This is a genomic window from Nocardia sp. NPDC050793 (genome assembly GCF_040654065.1).
Classification (GTDB): domain Bacteria; phylum Actinomycetota; class Actinomycetes; order Mycobacteriales; family Mycobacteriaceae; genus Nocardia.
In genome coordinates, this window is record NZ_JBFAHG010000008.1 from 243,923 (window position 1) to 262,542 (window position 18,620).

Annotated in this window: 18 protein-coding genes and 1 pseudogene; 8 read left to right on the forward strand and 11 right to left on the reverse strand. The window is 62.4% G+C overall.

Annotated elements, in window-relative coordinates; genetic code table 11:
* Positions 1-130: 130 nt before the first annotated feature.
* Together AB0H50_RS26275 and AB0H50_RS26280 are read right to left on the reverse strand one after the other, a co-directional pair.
* On the reverse strand, positions 131-1,111 hold the full coding sequence (locus tag AB0H50_RS26275) for an IS5 family transposase (protein WP_357457404.1): 981 nt from the start codon (positions 1,109-1,111) through the stop codon (positions 131-133).
* Positions 1,104-1,689, reverse strand: a pseudogene (locus tag AB0H50_RS26280) (biotin transporter BioY). The gene AB0H50_RS26275 and the pseudogene AB0H50_RS26280 overlap by 8 nt, the downstream one beginning before the upstream one ends.
* Positions 1,690-1,887: 198 nt before the next feature.
* Between AB0H50_RS26280 and AB0H50_RS26285 the strand changes: the two are divergent.
* Positions 1,888-2,319 (forward strand): CBS domain-containing protein, encoded by a 432-nt coding sequence (locus AB0H50_RS26285; RefSeq protein WP_357457406.1) that lies wholly within the window; start codon positions 1,888-1,890, stop codon positions 2,317-2,319.
* Positions 2,320-2,460: 141 nt separating this feature from the next.
* Here AB0H50_RS26285 and AB0H50_RS26290 read toward each other — a convergent pair whose 3' ends face one another.
* A complete protein-coding gene (locus AB0H50_RS26290; protein ID WP_357457408.1) occupies positions 2,461-3,999 on the reverse strand; it encodes an acyl-CoA synthetase in 1,539 nt (512 codons plus the stop codon).
* Positions 4,000-4,393: 394 nt separating this feature from the next.
* Between AB0H50_RS26290 and AB0H50_RS26295 the strand changes: the two genes are divergently transcribed.
* The 4 genes from AB0H50_RS26295 (at position 4,394) to AB0H50_RS26310 (ending at position 8,644) form a co-directional block, all read left to right on the forward strand.
* Complete coding sequence (locus tag AB0H50_RS26295; RefSeq protein ID WP_357457410.1) at positions 4,394-5,830, forward strand: aldehyde dehydrogenase family protein; 1,437 nt, start codon at positions 4,394-4,396, stop codon at positions 5,828-5,830.
* A 182-nt stretch (positions 5,831-6,012) separates the two neighbouring features.
* Complete coding sequence (locus tag AB0H50_RS26300; protein WP_357457412.1) at positions 6,013-6,600, forward strand: flavin reductase; 588 nt, start codon at positions 6,013-6,015, stop codon at positions 6,598-6,600.
* A gap of 100 nt (positions 6,601-6,700) precedes the next feature.
* Positions 6,701-7,987 carry an amidase gene (locus AB0H50_RS26305; protein WP_357457414.1) on the forward strand — a complete coding sequence of 429 codons (1,287 nt, stop codon included), beginning with the start codon at positions 6,701-6,703 and terminating at the stop codon, positions 7,985-7,987.
* Positions 7,988-8,023: 36 nt separating this feature from the next.
* Positions 8,024-8,644, forward strand: coding sequence for a response regulator (locus AB0H50_RS26310; RefSeq protein WP_357457416.1), 621 nt, complete (start codon positions 8,024-8,026; stop codon positions 8,642-8,644).
* A 15-nt stretch (positions 8,645-8,659) separates the two neighbouring features.
* Here AB0H50_RS26310 and AB0H50_RS26315 read toward each other — a convergent pair whose 3' ends face one another.
* From AB0H50_RS26315 to AB0H50_RS26345, 7 genes are all read right to left on the reverse strand, one after another.
* On the reverse strand, positions 8,660-9,586 hold the full coding sequence (locus tag AB0H50_RS26315; RefSeq protein ID WP_357457673.1) for a PDR/VanB family oxidoreductase: 927 nt from the start codon (positions 9,584-9,586) through the stop codon (positions 8,660-8,662).
* A 76-nt stretch (positions 9,587-9,662) separates the two neighbouring features.
* Positions 9,663-10,403, reverse strand: coding sequence for an SDR family oxidoreductase (locus AB0H50_RS26320; RefSeq protein WP_357457418.1), 741 nt, complete (start codon positions 10,401-10,403; stop codon positions 9,663-9,665).
* Between the two features lie 33 nt (positions 10,404-10,436).
* Positions 10,437-10,940: an aromatic-ring-hydroxylating dioxygenase subunit beta gene (locus tag AB0H50_RS26325; protein ID WP_357457420.1), complete on the reverse strand. Its 504-nt coding sequence runs from the start codon at positions 10,938-10,940 to the stop codon at positions 10,437-10,439.
* Positions 10,927-12,216: an aromatic ring-hydroxylating dioxygenase subunit alpha gene (locus AB0H50_RS26330; RefSeq protein WP_357457422.1), complete on the reverse strand. Its 1,290-nt coding sequence runs from the start codon at positions 12,214-12,216 to the stop codon at positions 10,927-10,929. The genes AB0H50_RS26325 and AB0H50_RS26330 overlap by 14 nt, the downstream gene beginning before the upstream one ends.
* A gap of 13 nt (positions 12,217-12,229) precedes the next feature.
* Positions 12,230-12,763: a nuclear transport factor 2 family protein gene (locus AB0H50_RS26335; RefSeq protein ID WP_357457424.1), complete on the reverse strand. Its 534-nt coding sequence runs from the start codon at positions 12,761-12,763 to the stop codon at positions 12,230-12,232.
* 6 nt (positions 12,764-12,769) lie between these two features.
* Positions 12,770-13,147 carry a hypothetical protein gene (locus AB0H50_RS26340; protein ID WP_357457426.1) on the reverse strand — a complete coding sequence of 126 codons (378 nt, stop codon included), beginning with the start codon at positions 13,145-13,147 and terminating at the stop codon, positions 12,770-12,772.
* A gap of 46 nt (positions 13,148-13,193) precedes the next feature.
* Entirely contained in the window at positions 13,194-14,348 is a 1,155-nt protein-coding gene (locus tag AB0H50_RS26345) for an acyl-CoA dehydrogenase family protein (RefSeq protein ID WP_357457675.1), read from the reverse strand.
* A 197-nt stretch (positions 14,349-14,545) separates the two neighbouring features.
* On the opposite strand from AB0H50_RS26345, the gene AB0H50_RS26350 reads away from it, so the two are divergent.
* Positions 14,546-16,051, forward strand: coding sequence for a PAS domain S-box protein (locus tag AB0H50_RS26350; RefSeq protein ID WP_357457428.1), 1,506 nt, complete (start codon positions 14,546-14,548; stop codon positions 16,049-16,051).
* A 158-nt stretch (positions 16,052-16,209) separates the two neighbouring features.
* Positions 16,210-16,479, forward strand: a complete 270-nt coding sequence (locus tag AB0H50_RS26355) for a hypothetical protein (RefSeq protein WP_357457430.1) — start codon at positions 16,210-16,212, stop codon at positions 16,477-16,479.
* A 15-nt stretch (positions 16,480-16,494) separates the two neighbouring features.
* Here the strand turns inward: AB0H50_RS26355 and AB0H50_RS26360 are convergent, their stop codons facing one another.
* Positions 16,495-17,496 carry a helix-turn-helix domain-containing protein gene (locus AB0H50_RS26360; protein WP_357457432.1) on the reverse strand — a complete coding sequence of 334 codons (1,002 nt, stop codon included), beginning with the start codon at positions 17,494-17,496 and terminating at the stop codon, positions 16,495-16,497.
* Between the two features lie 278 nt (positions 17,497-17,774).
* Here AB0H50_RS26360 and catA point away from each other — a divergent pair, with 278 nt between their 5' ends.
* Positions 17,775-18,614, forward strand: a complete 840-nt coding sequence (gene catA, locus AB0H50_RS26365; protein ID WP_357457677.1) for a catechol 1,2-dioxygenase — start codon at positions 17,775-17,777, stop codon at positions 18,612-18,614.
* The last annotated feature ends 6 nt before the right edge of the window (positions 18,615-18,620 follow it).

Consider the following 18,620-nt stretch of genomic DNA (forward strand, 5'->3'; position numbering starts at 1 on the left):
CCACATCATCGCCTTCTCCGTTCCTTCGGTGTGACTGCCGATATGCATGCAGCACAACCGAATTCGCACATCACGAAGCTTGCGGCGGACCGAGCCACAATGCGCGGAACCGAGGTGGGCTGGCCCCGCGCTAGGCAGTGTCTCCCAATAAACGGAGCCATTCGATGATCAGTGCCAGGAGCGGCCCGGCACGGTAGGCCAGGGCGAGTTTGTCATACCTGGTAGCGATGGCGCGCCATTGCTTGATTCTGCTGAAGGCGCGCTCGACCACATTGCGGCGCTTATAGGCGGTCCGGTCGACTTCCGGAGGCCGGCCACTGAGGCTGCCTCGGCGTTTGCGGTTGGCTATCTGGTCGGACCGTTCGGGTATGACGATGCTGATTCCCTTGCGCCGTAGCAGGTTACGGTTGGATGCCGAGGAGTACGCCTTGTCCGCGATGACCTGCTCAGGGGTCCGCCGCGGTGGCCCGCCTTCGAGACGTGCACCACGATCCCGTCGAGGACGTGCGGCAGCATCGGGCTGCCTCCGGCCTGCCCCGGCGTCAGCAGCAGCGACAAACCCCCGCCCGTTTCCGTCGACGACCAAATGGGCCTTGGTAGTCAGTCCGCCCCGAGAGCGGCCGATCGCGTGGTCCGCCGGTTCATCCAGCAGGTTCGCGTAATTCGAAGAAGCCACTGCGCGGCGGGGCAGGTTCGCGCCATGTTGATGGACGCGCAGGATGGTGGAATCGATCGAAGCCACCCAGTCGATCGCGGTGAACGCAGGGTAGCTGTCGTACCAGGAGGCGGCAGTCCTGGCGAGTGGCCGCGGGCGTCCGGTCGACCCCGATGTCGCCACTAGGAGAAACGCCGACGGTGGAATGCTCGGGCGGTGCGGACGAGCGTCCGGATTCTCGACGATCACGGGGATGCCGCGCCGAGCCGCGGCACAGACACAGACCAACGCGTCCGGAACCGAGAGGGTCGACGCGTCATAGATGGTCGCGTCACCCTGCCGAGCGATCCACTGCTCGATCGCCCGGTCGAGGTCGCGATAGGTGTGGGTGCGGCCGTCGAAGTCGAAGTCGAGGGCAGGCTGATCGCCTGCGCCGCCGAGTTCGGGACTAAGCATGGATCAGACCGGGGTACGCACGGTGCACACCCTTGGCCACCACCGTCGCGACGACGACTTTTGCCAGGTCGCCCGGAATGAACGCGCCATTGGTCGAGATCGCGGCCCAGAGCCCCAGATCGGTGCGCACAAGCAGCCCGGCTATGCCGCAGAGGTAGATGACCAGCATCCCGCCGGCGGCGTTGATCAGCAGGCCGAGGGCGATCGGGTATTTCGGCAGGATCCAGGCGGTGAGCAGCCCGATGACCAGTGCCGCGGGAATCCAGCCGATCAGGTATCCGGCGCTGGGCCCCGCCAGCGCCGTCAAACCGTTGCGGCCACCGGACAGCAGCGGTAGACCGATCATCGTGAGCGCGAGGAAAACCAGCACCGCGGCCGTGCCCTTGCGCGCCCCGAGTACCGCTCCGGCCAGGATGACACCGAGAGTCTGCACGGTGATCGGCACGCCGCTGAATCCAACCGTGATGGCCCCTGGCAGACCCAGCGCGGCGATCAGCGCCGCGAAAACCGCGATCCGCGCCATATCCGCGCGCCGAAATACCAGTCCTCGACTTCCGAGAGTTCTCGACACCCGCCACGACAACCCTCCGCTAAAACTTGAACGACGTTCAAGATGGCAGGTCGAGGATGGTGGCACGCATGGCCTGACGCCGACGATGCCGATGACCTCGAGTGTGACCTTGTCCCCTATCGCCGGGGCGGGATCCGAGTGATGGTCGAGCGGCAACCGACGGTTCGTATCGAGGAGGCTCAGCATGATCACTGCGGAGACCGTCATGCGCCCGGATGTCGAGTGCATCCACATACGCGACACCATGGACTACGCGGCCCAGCGGATGCGCCAGCTCGACATCGGCGCACTCCCCGTCTGTGACGGTGAAGGCCATCCGGTCGGGATCGTGACCGATCGCGACATCGTCGTGAAGGTTGTCGGTGTCGGGATGAATCCCAGCACGACCACGGCGGGGGAACTCACCCAGGGCGCCGATGAGATGCATACCGTCGACGTCAGCGCGGACATCAGCGACGTTCTCGCGTGTATGACCGAGTTCCGTATCCGCAGGCTTCCGGTAACCGCTCAGGGCCGGCTCGCCGGCATCATCACCGAGGCGGATCTCGCGCGACAGCTGCCCGAGCACCAAGTCGGCGAATTCGTCGAAGCCATTTGCGCCGCAAATCTTCCCACGCCGGGCCAGGCCACGTCCTGACTCGGAGGTCCGTTCACCTCCACCGCAACCCGGCGTAGCTCGGCGAAGACGGCGGCGTTGCGGCTGGCCGAGTTCGTCGGCCACGACTTCTTCAGTGCCTCTTGCCAATACCCCTACGAATCCGGCGTGACAGATGCATGGTCACGCCATTGTCCCTTCGTAGCGGGCTTTCAGTACACGCTTGACGAGCTTCCCGGTTGGTGTACGCGGCAGGTCCGTGACGAAATCAACAGACCGCGGCGCTTTGTAGTGGGCGAGCCGGTCACGCACATAGCCGATGAGTTCGTCGGCCAGTTCCTCGCTGCCGGTGACGCCTTCCCGCAACTGGACCACGACCTTGACCTGTTCACCCATTCCCGGATCGGGTACCCCGATCGCGGCGACGTCGAAGATCGCAGGATGCAGAGTCAGAACGTTCTCGATCTCTTGCGGGTAGATATTGACCCCACCAGAGATGATCATGAACGACTTGCGATCGGTGAGGAACAGGTAACCGTCGTCGTCGACATAGCCGATGTCACCGACGGTCGACCAGTTGTCGTGGTCAGGGTGCCTCGCCGCAGCTGTCTTCTCGGGATCGTTGTGATAGACGAACGGCGCGGCATCGCGCTCGAAATAGATGGTGCCGACCTCGCCGGCTGGAAGCTCCCTACCGTCGTCGTCGCAGATGCGTAGCACGCCGAGGACGGCCTTGCCGACCGATCCGCGCTTGTGCTGCCATTCGGCTGCCGTCATCACAGTCATGCCGACCATCTCGGTGGCGCTGTAGTACTCGAGCACGATCGGGCCCCACCACTCGAGCATCGCGTCCTTGACGTCCGGCGGGCACGGTGCGGCGGCATGCAATGCCAACCGCAGTGACGACACGTCATAGCGTTCACGCACCTCGGCGGGCAGCTGCAGCATGCGCACGAACATCGTCGGGACCATCTGCGTGGCGGTGACCCGATAGCGCTCGATAGCGGCAAGCGCCTCTTCGGCACCGAACTTCTCCATCAACACGACGGTGCCACCCAGTGCATGAACTGCGCCGCAATACTTCAACGGTGCAGCATGGTAGATCGGCGCCGGCGACAGATACACGTCTTCGCTGGTGAACCCCAGAACGCCGGCCAGCAGGCCCACGAATGGATCACCGGGCTCATCGACTCGACCATTGGGCAGAGGCGGCTTGATGCCCTTGGGGCGGCCAGTAGTTCCGGAGGAATACAGCAGGTCGGAACCTCTGGGCTGATCGGTCAAGCGCGGGCCCGCCTGAGCCAGCAGATCGTCGCAGGACCCGTATCCGGAGATTTCACCGCCGAACGCATACCGGTGCGACAGCTCGTGCACCTCGTCCAGCACCTGCTCGGCAAGATCGGCCACGCCGGCTGAGGCGAACAGCATCGCGGCTCCGCTGTCACGCACGATATAGGCCACTTCCGTTGGCTTCAGATGCCGGTTGATCGCGGTGACATACAGACCCGAACGCAATGCGGCCCAATAAATCTCGAAGGCCTCCGCGACATTGTCGGACACCATTGCGATGACATCTCCACGGCGCAGGCCCAGCGCGTGCAGGGCGGCCGCCAGCCGCGCCGAACGGTCATCGAGTTCACCGTAGGTCAGTACGCGACCGGTGGCGGCCATGATGACCGCCGGCCGGTCCGGCGTGACAACGGCGTAGGTTCCGGGAAACACCTCAAATTCTCCTAGGAGCTCGAACGATTGCGGTCGTCGTGATCGTGGTCCGCCTTGTGGGTCGGGGTCACCGACGAGCCCAGTCTCGAGCCGCCGGGCTGTGCCCACAAGGACACGTACCCCACAGATCCGGACATGCCGGGCACCGCCCGATTCTCCGGAGCTGACCAAGGCATTGATGCCGCGACCACGTGCGGAGAGGAGCCGCGGCACCGGTCGACATGTCGATGATCCGCCGCCGAGTAGACGGTTCTCGGATCACGTCCGTTCCATGCTGCCAGATCGATGCGGTCAGCGCAGAAACGCAAAAGACGTGCGCTTTTTCGCAAATGCGAGACTGCGGGCAGCCCTAGGCTACTTGTCACCATTGCAGAGATATATTCGGGAGACTGTCATGCCGAGCATGCACGAACTCATGGCGCGTATCAGCGTGGACCCCGACGGGGGACGTGCGATCAAAGAGCCAGCCACCGGAGCCGTACTGGGATATGCGCCGGTGCATACGAAGGTCGACCTCGAAAAGGCGATCTCGTCTGCCCGCAGCGCCCAACCCGCGTGGGAGTTTCTCGGGCACGCTGAACGGTCACGTATCCTGCACCGCGTCGCCGATCGCATCGAAGAGGCCTCGGAGGCCCTCGCCGAGTTGCTTGGCCGAGAGAATGGGAAGCCGCTCAACGGTCCTAACGCACGACAGGAGGTCGGCGCCTGCGTGGCCTGGCTACGGGCGACAGCTGACATCGATCTCCAGCCGGAAGTCGTACGTGATGACGGAGAATGGCGCTCCACGGTGCACTACCGGGCGCTCGGTGTGGTCGCGGCCATTGGACCGTGGAACTTTCCGATGATGATCGGTATCTGGCAGATCGCGCCCGCACTTCGCATGGGTAATTCGGTCGTCGTCAAACCCTCGGAGTTCACACCGTTGAGTGTCCTCGCCTTGATCGCCGTTATGAACGACGAGCTTCCGGCAGGCGTTCTTACCGCGATTTCCGGTGACCGCGAACTGGGAGCAGGGCTTTCCGAGCACCCCGACGTAGCGAAAGTCATGTTTACCGGGTCTACTGCGACAGGCCGCGCCATCGTACGCAGCTCGGCCGCCAACCTGGCGCGCCTCACCTTGGAATTGGGCGGGAACGACGCCGGTATCGTACTCAGCGACGCAGACCCTGCCGACATCGCAGAAGGCCTGTTCTGGGGAGCATTTATCAATACGGGCCAGACATGTGCGGCATTGAAGCGTCTCTATGTGCACGAAGATATCTATGAGAAGACTCTGGCGGCACTCGCAGATTTCGCGAAGCAAGCACCCATGGGCCTCAGCATGGACGAGAACAGTGTGCTCGGCCCGCTTCAGAACAAGAAACAGTTCGACATCGTGGCCGAACTCGTCGAGGACGCAAAGGAACGCGGCGGCAGGATCGTGACCGGCGGTGAGCCTGCGACCGAACTCGGCGAGCTCTTCTATCCGATCACGATCGTCGCCGACCTCGCCGATGGGGCTCGCTTGGTGGACGAAGAACAGTTCGGACCCGCGCTGCCGGTGATTCGATACAGCAACGTCGATGACGCGATCGCCAGCGCCAACCGTCTTCCGGCCGGTCTCGGCGCCTCGGTTTGGACCAAGGATCAGAAGCTCGCCCAGTACGTCTCGGACAGGCTGGAAGCGGGGACGGTCTGGATCAACTCGCACGCGGTTCCTCATCCGGACGTTCCGTTCGGTGGGGTAAAGGCCTCGGGATACGGTCTCGAATTCGGCGTCGAGGGTCTCAAATCTCTTGCTGCCACACGCGTCGTCAGCCAACCGATTCAGGGAACTGCACAAGGCGCCTGAAGAACTACCCGGGTCACTTCGACGAAGGTCCTACTAAAGGAATCCCCTACCTGCATCGGCGGCACGCTACGAAATCGTAAGGGGCACTACCAGTTCCCATAACCGCCAGCCGGCAGTAGTGTTTCGAACATCAGCAGGGCGCCGAAAGGTAGGGGTTCCCGTTCAACCGATGGAGGCTGAGAATGGCTGAAATTAGTTCCGTTCAAATGGAATTCCGCGCTGCAATGGCGAATCTTCCAGCGGCCGTCATCGTCATCACCACCGAGGGCGCCTTCGGGCGATGCGGCATGACGGTTACAGCAGTGTGCTCGGTGACGGATTCCCCGCCCACGGTACTGGTCTGCATCAACCGGAGCAGCGCGATGCACGATGTCTTCCTGAGAAATGGCAGGATCGCGATCAACGCGCTCGCCGGCAACGATGAGAAATTGGCCTCACACTTCGCCGGCGTCACGAAGGTGCCAATGGATGAAAGGTTCCACTGGGACATCTGGGAAGACGCGAAAATCGGCGTTCCAGTCCTCCGGAACGCCCATGTCGCATTGGTGGGCCGCATATCTGACTACACGGAGGTCGGATCGCACTCGGTCATCTTCGTCGAACTCGAGCAGATTTCCACTCGTACCCACGGCGACAGCCTGGTCTATTACCAGCGAAAATTTCACCGATTGTCGGACCCGGTGGAATCGCCGGAGTGGCCACTGTATGACGAGTGGTCCGATCCGAGCACGGTGACTCCGGTCCCGTCTCAGACCACGATGGTCTCATGACCGCTGACAAAATCTCGCTCCCCGCCGGCGCCCGCACCGTTCCGGTGGGCCCGCAACGATTGTGTGCGTTCGCGAACAGTCGAAAGAAAGCTGTGACGGCGTGAACCGGGCAAGGAAAGAAGCGCCGAATTCACTGCGCGAGCTGGTCGGTCGTCTGCAAAGCGGGGAGACCAGCCCGACTCGGGTCGCAGCGGAGGCGCTCGATCGGATTGATCGCACCGATTCGGTAATCCGAGCATGGGAACACATCGATGCCGAATTGGTTCTCGCCGAAGCGCACTCGATAGAGGGCACGCGGTCTGGTCCTTTGTGGGGCGTGCCGCTGGCAGTCAAAGATCTCATCGACGTGGCAGGGATGCCGACTCGGTGCGGAAGCGAACTCCGTAGCGATCGAAAAGCAGCCACCGCGGACGCGGTATGCGTGGCGCGAGCGCGAGCAGTCGGAGCTGTCCCGCTCGGCAAGACCGTCACGACGGAGTTCGGGTACTTCCGGCCTGGTCCGACCCGCAACCCGCACGCGCTCGACCATACGCCGGGTGGTTCGTCGAGCGGATCCGCGGCCGCGGTGGCCGCCGGAATGGTGCCCTTTGCGCTCGGTACCCAGACCGCGGGTTCGCTGACGAGACCCGCGTCGTACTGTGGCGTGGCCGGATTCGTGACCGCCAAGAATGCGATCCCGTTGGACGGTGTTACCGGGTTGAGCCCCAGCTTGGATTCCCTCGGTCTGCTGGCTGCCACGGTCGCCGATTTACACTTCGCGTGGACGGCTCTGCGACATGGGGCATCAACCGACCCGGTTTCCGCTCGGACAGCGCCACGCCCCCTGTGGGTATGGAGTGGAGCCGAGTTGGGTCAGCTGTCGTCCGAGATGGCGGCAGCGTTGCACTCGACAGCCGCGGCCGTCCAGGCTGCCGGTGGAATGTGCCGGGAACTTCGAGCCTCTGACGACATCGTTGCCTTGGCCCACCATCACCACACCGTCATGGCCTACGAAGCCGTGCGGGAACGGGCCGGCGAGGCCGCGCAGCCCGAACGGATCAGCTCGGCATTGGCCGAACTGTTCGACGCCGGTGCTGCGACATCAGTGACCGAATATCGGCGTGCGCTCGATGCGATCACGGACATCCGTGAACGGATGTTGTCGATACTGGACCAAGTCGGGATGATCCTGGGTCCGGCCGCGCTCGGGTCGGCGCCACGCGGAATCGCTGCCACAGGGTCGCCCGTCCTGAGTCGGCCATGGCAGGCCATGGGTTTTCCGGTCGTGACGATTCCGGGAAACCGCGACAGCAGCGGGCTACCTCTCGGGTTACAACTCATTGCACGCCCGGGTGCCGAGAACGAACTCTTCGCGGGAGCCCTATGGATAGAACAGCTGCTGTGTTGACCGAAACTGAACGCTTTCTCTTCCAGGTAGGGATCGATGGAGCCGCATCAAACACAGGTCTACATCGTCGATGACGATCGCGAGCTCTGCGCCTCGCTGGCGTGGCTGCTCGAGTCCGTCGCCATCCGGTCGCAGTCGTTCTATTCGGTCGATTCCTTCTTGAAGAACCTCCGTACCGACATCCCGGCCTGCCTCGTGCTGGATGTCCGCATGCCCGAAGCGAGCGGCTTCCAGCTGCAGCAGAAGCTTCTCGATGCCGGTTCGACGATCCCGATCGTGTTCGTCTCCGCTCACGGTGACATCAAGATGTCGGTGCGGGCCATGCAGAAGGGGGCGCTTACTTTCATCGAGAAGCCGTACGACCCCCAGCAGATTCTCGATGTGATCCAAGATGCGCTACAGGTCGCGCACAGGCGCTTCGTGGAGGCCGGAAACCGGGATCGGCTGCTCGCCCGGATCAAGACACTCACCGTGCGCGAGCGAGAAATCCTGACCTTCGTCATCGACGGCCTGCCGAGTAAGGGCATCGCGAAAAATCTCGGAATCAGCGTCAAGACCGTCGACGTGCATAGGACTCGGATCAAGGAGAAGACGCATTCGGAGAGCATCGCGGTCCTTGTTCGCGACCTTCTCCAAGCCGGGATCACGGTGGCCTAGCCGGGCAGCCTCAGGTCAGGGAAGCTCGATCACCAATCGAGGAGAATTCGCGCGGGACACACAGGCCGCGATCCGATCGGCGGCTTGCTTCTCCCGCTTGGTCAGGCACTGGTCACGATGGTCGGGGATGCCAGACAGAACATCCAGAACACACGTGCCGCAGATTCCCTCGCGGCACGAGGTGTCTATATCGAGGCCGTTCTCCTCCAGCACCTCGGCGATGCTCTTTCCGGGCGGTACCTCGAAGACCTCACCGGTGTCCAATTCGATTTCGAAAGATTTGTCCTGTCTCTCCTCGTTTCTGGTTCCGGCTGCGAAGTGTTCGACGTGGACATGCGCGTCGCCGACGGAGGGCTCGGCGAGTTGCCGCACTCGTTCCATGAAGCCGGCCGGGCCACATATGTACACGTGCGTTGCCGGTGCGACCGTGGTGAGCGCTTCGCGGAGAACTGAGTACTGCTCGTCCCGGGTCAGACCCGCATGTAGCTGGACTCGGTCGCCAAAGTCCGACTTCTCCAGCAGATCGACGAAAGCCGCGGCCCTTCGGCTGCGCACGAAGTAGTGCAGTTCGAAGGGTTGTCGCCTGGCGTGCGACGCATAGGCCAGGCTCAGCATCGGGGTGAGACCAATACCGGCGGCGACCAGAATGTGCTTGTCGACGTCGTCGGCGAGTTCCAAAAGGCTTCGCGGCGCGCTGATCCGCAGGTTCGTCCCAATGTCGACCTTGTCGTGCAGAGCGGCTGAGCCGCCTCGTGGCCCGTGCTCGCGTTTGACTGCGATCAAATAGGTTTCGAGCTGGTCGGGCGGGCCGCACAAGGAGTATTGGTTCAGCACGTCAGTGGGGCCGACCACGTCGATGTGGGCGCCCGGGGAATACGGCTCGAAGGCGGACCCATCGGGCCGTGCGAGGCGGAAGGACTTGATTCCTTCGGCTTCCTGCATGATTTCCACGACTCGGACAGTGAACATTGCTCTAGTACTTCTTTCCATGCCACTTTGCTCGACGCGTCGACGGTTGTCAGCGCATGTACAGGCCGCCATTGATGTCCCAGCAGGCTCCAGTGACCGTCGAAGCCGACTGCGAGGCCAGCAGCGCAACGGTTTCGGCGACAAAACCTGGCGAGCCGAGCGCGCCGACCGGGATCGTGGAGACGATCGCGGCCAGCTTCTCCGTAGGAACGGTCTCGTGCACGAACGGAAGGTCCAGCGGGCCCGGTGAGACGGCGTTGACGGTGACGCCCGACCGTGCGAGTTCGCGGGCGAAGACCTTGGTCAACGTCGCGACACCGCCCTTGGCGGCCGCATAGTGGGCGCCCGTTGCCGTCCCGCCGTTCTGCCCGGCCAGTGAGGCGATGTTGACGATGCGACCGTAGCCGCGTTCGGCGAAATACGCTCCGAACACCTGGCACCCGAAGAAGGCGCCGTTGAGATTCGTCTCCACGATGCCGCAGAACTCTTGCGGGGTGATAGCCATCAGTGCGCGGATCTGTGCCTGCCCCGCGTTGTTGACCAGCACCTCGACGCTCCCCCACTGCTCGATCACAGCGTCGCGCACGTTTTCGAAGCTGTTCTTGCTTCGCACATCCAGGGCCACCGCGATTACCCGCGATCCTGTCGAATCGATCTCGGCGGCAGTGCTCGAAGCCGCGGCGATGTCGATATCGGCAAGCGCGACACGGTGGCCGCGGTCGTACAGTTGACGGGCGATTACAGCCCCGAGTCCGCGCCCGGCGCCGGTCACGACTGCGACGGTATCCATATCAGGCTCTCTCTTCGCGTCAAAATCCAACGGCTACAGCAGATATCCCGCGGCGTTGACCGCGGCCTCGGAATTGACCAGGCGAACCACCTTCAGCTCGAGCCGCGGTTCGGGACCGGTGAACCGGATCCGATGGGTGACGTCAGCGGCGAATACTTGCTGGTCCTCACGTTTGAAAGCGACCAAGATCTGCGCCGAGCGCAGCGTGAGGGTCTCGTCCGTCCGGTCTTCGAGGGTGAAGCGGGACACCGTCCGTACGGTTCGCGCCGCCGCCAGCGCCGACATCGAATAGCCAGAGGTCAGTCGCTCGATCCGCATCCGACGCATCCGGGTGTTGTCGTTGATCATGTTCAGGTGCGCGTCGAAGTCATCGGTATCGGGATCGATCGGGACGACGTAGCGGCCGTCGCCCGTCCACAAGGCATCCCACGCCTGGTAGTTCTTGGCGTCCAACAACGCCGCTTCGTGCCAGATGAACACGACGGCCTGCGATACCCGCGCGTCCGAGATCGATGTCGTCAGGTCAGCGCTGATCATCACTCATCATCTTCTTCCACATCGCATAGGCGGCACGCATGCCGGTTTCATCGGTGACATGGGAGGTGCGGTGACCATTGCTGTCGACCGCCTCTCGATTGAGGCCGCGGTTGACCATGATCGGCATGTCGGGTGCGCCGTGAGTCCCGCGCTGCACGCGATCCCACGCCTCGGAATCGTCCGGGCTGCCGAAACCGAAGGGCCCTTGAAAGTGCTCATGGATTCGAAGCCGTTCACGATTGACGATCTCCGGGCCGCCGTCCATACCCAGCGCGATGTGCCGGATCTCGGTTTCGTCCACCGCGATCGGACGTAGGACCCGGAAGAAGGACATCGACATCGCAATGTTGGGAAAGATATTCAGGTTGAAGCCCGCTCCGTGCATCGAGCGCACAATCCTTCGCACCTGGTCGGCTGGCATCGTCTCGGACAGCTCTTCGACGATGTGATCGAAGCGCTCTTGCAGTTGCTCGGAACCGTCGTCGTAACCCAGATCGACATGTTCCGGAACCATGATCGCCACGCTGTGCCCGTTGCCGAGAGCATGCGTCACGGCCTGGTCGTCGGTCATGAACGAGAGCATGCCGGCAGTTTCGGCATCGACCGAGGACATCCACGACCTATGCACGATCGGGAAGTGATAACCATCGGTGGTGTTCTCCAGCTGGATCTTCCAGTTTCCACGGAACCGGAAACGGTGCTCGCCCTGCGTTTTGATCGGGTAGCCTGCGCCCTGCTTCATGAACAGGTCTATCCAGACCTTGGCGTCACCGAGGAAGTCTGCCAACGGCTCGATATCGGGGTCGAAGCTCGCGAAAATCATTCCGGCATAGGACTCGACCCGCAATCGCTGCAGGGACAGCTCATTTTTGTCCAGGTCTTCGCTGTATCCGCCGGGGTAAGGAACCCCACGCAGGCGGCCATCGAGAGAGTACGACCAGCTGTGATAAGGGCAGGTGAAGCCATTGCCCTTGCCCCTCGGAACCTCGCAGACGCTCGCCCCACGGTGACGGCAGCGATTCAGCAGGACATTGAACTGCCCTTTGCGGTCGCGGTTCACGATCACCGGCTGCCGCCCGATCGTAGCCATCTTGTAGCTGCCCGGTTCGGGGATCTCACTCACGTGCGCCACCCACACCCAGGTTCGATAGAATATTCGCTCGAGTTCGAGCTCGAAGATCTCCGGGTCGGTGTACAACGCACCTGCCACACGATCATCGGCTACCAACTGCGAGTATTCCGGCCGCCCTTCTGCTGGCCCGAAGGAAATAGTCATCAAATTTCTCTCTTCATGTTCGCCCGGCTGCGGAGTCCGGGGAAAGGTGGATCGCCGCAGAGTCGAGGGGCGTCACGAACAACTTCTCGGTGCGGAAATGCTTGATTCGCGCGATTCCCCGATCGAATACGCAATCCGCCGATACCCGAGCTACCATCAGCTCTGATCGACCATCCGCGTAGGCCGACAGTTGCTGCAAGAGCCACCGTCCACGAGCGTGTGCCTCCGCGACGTCGATCAGTTCGTTTGTCAACAGGTGGACATTGCGGATGAAATGTGGATTCGGAGGGAGGAACTGGGCGAGCATCCCCGCGATGGCCGGTCGCCCACGCTGCGTGCCGAACTTGCTTGCGTATTCCGGCCCCACACCTTCCCATACCGCGTCGTAGCTGAAGAGCGAGGCCAGTTCCGTGAGCGAAAAGTCCACGGACGGAACGTCACACAACTCCATGTAGCGACAGATGGTTCGATGTACAGCATCACGCTTGCCGGTCGGCTCGCGCGGGTCTTTCGTGGCCTCGCCGGCGCGTGCCGGTAACTGAGTCATTATCGGTCAGTCCGGGAGGTCGACGTCGTCACGAACGGTGAGCGCGCGGCCGATGCGTGCCTCGATCTTCGCGTATCGCCACAGCCTGTGTTCGCCTACCGGCGTCGTGCGGAAGAGGTTGCATACGGATTTGACGGTCTCCTGCCGGTCGACGTCGGCGAGGATGTAGCAGGTCCACGGCCAGCCATCGGAGGGCCCGACCATGTGACTGTCGTCGTCGAAATCTCCGATAACGACGACGCCGGGAGTCCGCCCGATCGCCTCCATCATCCCGGAGAATGCCTTCCACACCGAACCGACTTCGTCCGGCGGTAGGTCGAAGAAATTCTGGTTGATGGCGATACAGAACAAGACCCGCAGCGGCGTGGTCGTGGTTGCGGTCATAGGACGCTCCTGCTCGAGAAGTGGCTGGCGGGTGGGTTGGTACCGTTCAGATGAATCCGGGGAAGGGAGGAATGCCCATCAGGACAGAGCCGGCACTGTCATAGATGCCGTCGCCGAGGAAAGCATGTTGCGGCGGTACCAAGCTTTCGCGCATGTAGCGCTGCATCGGATTGCCGTCGTAGATCGCTCCCGTACCCGACAGTTGGAAAGCGGTGTGCACCGCCGCCGCCCCGGCTTTGGCGGCGTGGGTGGATGCCAGCCGTAACAGCGCCGCGGTCTTGTCGGAGACCGAATCGCCGTCGAGCACAGCCGCATAGGCTTCCTCGGTGATCTCATAGAAGAACGCCCGCGCCGAGCGCAGCGCTGCCTCTGCCTTCGCGACGTCGATCCGGTAGTAGGCGCGATCAGCCAGTTTGGGAGCACCGGTTATGCCGGTATGACCGGAACCCACTTTGGTCGCGTGATCGAGCGCAGCGCGTCCCACTCCGAGATTGACAACCGCCAGGACTTGCGCGGCGTAGGCAATCGACGGATACCGGTACAGGGGTTCGTCAACAGTGGGAGTGCCTCCGCGGATGAAGGTCCGGTCTTCCGGCACGACCACGCCGTCGACCTTCAACTCATGGCTTCCGGTGCCGGACAACCCGAGAACATCCCAGTTCTCGACGATCTCGACATCCTTCGGCCACAGCAACGCGGTTCGAGGTTTGCCGGCAGTCGATTCACCCGCCCGGATCCCGACTCCGAGTATGTCGGCTCCTTTGCATCCACTGGCGAACTTCCACTGGCCGGTGATCTTCAGGCCTCCGGCGACCGGCTCGGCAGGCTGCACAGGAAACAACCCTCCGGCGAAGACGACATCAGGGCTGTCCTTGTACAGCTCGGCTTGGGTATGCAGTGGCAGAGCGGCCAAGTAGATCAGCGCCGAGCCGAAGCTGGCCACCCATCCAGCGGAGGCATCGACCGCCGAGATCCGCTCGATCATTGCGAGGAATTCCGCCGGCGGGCGGGCGTCGCCGCCGAACCGGCGCGGGGTCGCGGCCCGATAGATCCCGACCTGCTTGAACTCCTCGATCATATCTCGGGGGATGTACTTCTGGTCGGCGAATTCTTGGCGGCGCGCTGCCACATGATCGAGTACGTCATCGAACGACAAGGTCTGGACAGGATCTGCCGGTTCGAGGGTTGAGGCATCGGCCATCTCGGTGGACTCCAATCGACGCGAGAGCTTACGGGGAGATCGACTCGTCGTTCGTACTCACGCTAAGGCGGCGACAAAGGACTCTCAATCAGGTCTTTCTTTGCGATTGTGCAGGCATCTTGTCATCGCCTGAAGGTATTACCTACCGTCGGATACGAGGATCGTGAGTAGACTCGACCCGGGCGAAGGAGGCAGTTGTGTACAAGTTGGTTCCGGCCGACTACGAGAGACTGGTCGACGGTCTCCGATACTGCATTCTCGTGCATGACGCGGACACCAAGGAAATCCTCTGGGCCAATAAAGCCGCAACCGATCTACTTGGTTTCACTGTCGAAGAACTCCTGCCGCTCAAAGCGCCCGATATGAGCGCGCAAGAGGAGCAGTATCGACGATCCGTCGGCCGAAGGTGGCTACAGGACGCTGTCGACAACGGCGTCGCCGTCATCGAATGGGCTTATCGATCGAAGAGCGGTCGCGTCATTCTCTCCGAAGCTATCGCAGTGCATGTCGATTTGGCCGGAAGAAGCGCGGTGATGGTGCAGTTCCGCGATATCGAACAAGAAGCCATGACGCGCCGCAATCTTACCCGAACCGAAGCCGAGCTGACTCGTACCGAAGCCCGCCTTGCGGCATTCTTGCGCAACATGGCGGAAGGAATTCTGGTGCTCGACGACGACAGTCGGATTTCGTATGCAAGCGAGGCTGCCGCAGCCTTGCTGAAGGTCCCCGTAACGTCGTTGATCGGCTCCGACTTCACGAGCTTCTGCCGAACCGGGCCGTCCCAGGACCACATACGGCGGGCGCTGATTGCGACGACCGCCGGTGGGACACCACAAAGCTTGCGTTACGAGGTCGACCTACCCGGCGGCGAACGACGCTGGCATGCGGCCAGCTGCCAGCATATCTCCATCGAGAACGACTTGAGCGGCCATCTGGTGTTGTTCCACGACATCACCGACCGCGTCCGCACCGAACAGGACCACGAGCGGGACTCGCAGTACCTGAACTACCTTGCCCGGTACAATGCCATGGGCGATATGGCGATGGCCATAGCCCACGAGCTCGCCCAACCACTCGCCGCGGCGACGAACTTCATAGCAGGCACACAGAGCAGGTTGCGTGACACGCAGAGCAACCAGCAGGAGGTGATGTGGGGTCTGCGTGAGGCTCGGCAACAGCTCGACCGAGCGAACGAGATCGTTCGAAGCCTCCGCGAGTACGTCACCCAGCTCGAGGAATCCAAGCAGATCGTCGATCTGAACGAGATATTGGAAGAGTGCTCATATTTTATCGACCTCCGCGCCCGCGAAAGAGGTGTACGTGTGGAATACGATTACTTTTCCACACCGATAGAAATCTCGTGCGAAAGGGTGCTGACCGGTCAAGTCATCCTGAATCTCTGCTTCAACGCCATCGATGAGATGGCGGCGTGGCCGGAAGCCGACCGACTGGTGCGGATATACACAAGCATATGCGGCACCGATGGCGAGCTCAGCGTCGAAGACAATGGAACGGGAATAGCGCACATACCCGACGGTCGCATATTCGACGGCGCATTCACCTCCAAAGGGACCGGTCATGGCATCGGCCTCGCTTTGAGTCATAGAATAATCACGCGGCAGGGCGGGAGGATCCGCGCCGGGCACCGAGAACCTCACGGGGCGATCTTTACTTTCTCGCTTCCGATAGCGGCCGAGCAATGACCACGGAGCGCACGGACTCAACGGTTCGCAGAACTCGACCGGAACCGACGGCCATGCTCGACTGTAAGGAGTCGATCGATGGCGCCCGCGCCGGACGAGTAGACATTTCTTCCTGACCTGCGTATCGCGAAGAATCACCGCATCATTGGAGACCACCTGTGGACTATGCGAATCACTTTCGGACGTTCTTGACCTGCTACGCGGATACGCACGGTTACGGATGGCACCACGTCGACCTGTTCGTGCACGACGAGGACGGGAACGAAGTGAACTGGGTCCACTGGCAAGTAGCAGAGGACGGACCCGAGGGGGCCGATAAAGCGACCGCACGGGTGGAACCCGGCTTGAGGCGCACGACAGAGTGGAAACGCGGAGTCAGCGCCGACGGCAGCGAGTACTGGATCGCCGAGGCCACGTGGGCGACTTGACGTCCAGCGCGGGGCTCACCCCCTGACCTCGGGTCGAGGGTCAGCGGCGGCGCCGCGCCTGCTCGAGCGGTACTCGCGCGGGGCGACGCCGAACCGTTCCTTGAACATATGCGAGAAATGCGAGAGATTATGCAGGCCATGACGGGCGCAGATGGCCGAGATCGACCAGTGACCCATATTCGGGTCCGCGAGATCTCGGCGGCACCGTTCGAGCCTTCGTGACCGTATCAGGTCGACCACCGTCTCGCCTTCATCTCGGAAGACCGACTGCAGCATGCGCAGTGATACGTGGTGCGCCGCAGCGACTGTGGACGGAGTGAGATCGCAGTCGTGCAGGTTGTCGTCGATGTATTTCTTCGAGGCGAGATAGAGACCTTCCCGCGCCCCCGTAACCGACGGCTCATCAAGATGTTCTTCGAAGGCAGCGGACACCAATTGGAGCATCGCGTCGGTGACACGCGGCCGACGCGGCAGGGAGTCGGTACGGACCATCAGGTTTACGTGCTGCAGAAATCCTGCGGCCAGAGCAGCCGTACCACCATCAGAAGCCCGGAATCGCTCGAGAAGGGCGGTGGTCAACTGGCGGGGGGACACGTCGAGAGCATGGCGGGGAATCATCAGCACCATCATGCGGAACGGACCATCGAACACGATCTCGTACGGGATGCTCGTGTCGTACAGAACAAAATCGCCGGGTTGCATCGGCACCTGTCGATCATTTTGGCTGAGTAACGCGTTGCCGCCGGCTTGGTAGCCGATCTTCAGGTATCCCGGATCCGCGCGGCGGATGTCCCGGAGCGACCGTTTGATGTGCACTGGACCGCCGCTGACCTCGCTGAGGTGAATCCCGCCGACCGTCCGTGCGAAGAGGTTTCCGCGGAAGGACGAACGTAAGTCCGTGTCGTGCAGGCTAGCGCGGACCGGAACATACGTCGCGGACACGCGCTCGAACCATTTATCGAACGACACCGGCGCACGGTCGGCGACGGCGAGTGCGTCGTTGGTGTGCATATTCATCGCGATTCTCCTGCTGCTCACCGCACTACTGGTCCAAGCGACAGCGTCGGCATCCGGGGTTTCACCGCGGACCGAATCATTTTGTGCGCGCCCACGCTACTTCGGTGCGTCGTCCCGCAAGTCCGATCGAGCCCGATCACCGATTCTGAACGGTACCCGGGCGCACACGGCGAGCGATGGAACCCATCATGGTCGCTGCACCGCCGTGCTGGCAACTATCTCCACCGCTCGGCGCATCCAGCGCACCAACCGCAGACCACTACCTCAGGGAATCAGCCATCATGAACGTCGAAACACCCACCGCGGTAGGCTCCGGTACCGCCGCCACCGCGAAATTCACCAGCACCCGAATCAGCGCGGAAACGCCCCCGGAACGCCTGGCGGCCATCGCCACCGACGTTCTCGAAGCGTTCGCGACGATCATCGACCGGCACGGCATCACTTACCCCGAGTACCGAGTGCTCAAGCAGTGGTTGATCGATGTCGGCGAGTACGGCGAGTGGCCGCTGTGGCTGGACGTGTTCGTCGAGCACAACATCGAAGTTGTCGCCTCCCGCGGCCGGTGCGGCTCCAAGGGCAGCATCGAAGGCCCGTACTACGTGCCGGACACCCTGCACCTCCCATCGCGGTGCACCCTGCCTATGCGGCCCGACGAGTCGGGCACGAAATTGGTGTTCGCCGGACAGGTACGTGACCTCGCCGGCAACGGGCTGCCGGAGGCGACGGTGGAGATCTGGCATGCCGATGCCGAGGGGTACTACTCCCATTTCGCCAGCAATACTCCCGACGGAATCCTCCGCGGCACGGTGGAAGTCGACGCCGACGGCCGCTTCGAAATCACAACGATCCAACCGGCGCCCTACCAAATTCCGACAGATGGGCCGACCGGCTGGTTCATCGAGAAGGCCGGATGGCACCCGTGGCGCCCTGCGCATTTGCATCTGATGGTGAAGGCACCCGGCAAGAGGACCATCACGACCCAGCTGTACTTCGACGGCGGCGAATGGGTAGACGACGACGTCGCCGCCGCGGTCAAACCCGAGCTGATACTGCGCCCGCGGACCGACGCCGACGGTGTTGCGCATGCCGCATACGACTTCGTACTCGACCCTGCCTGAACAACC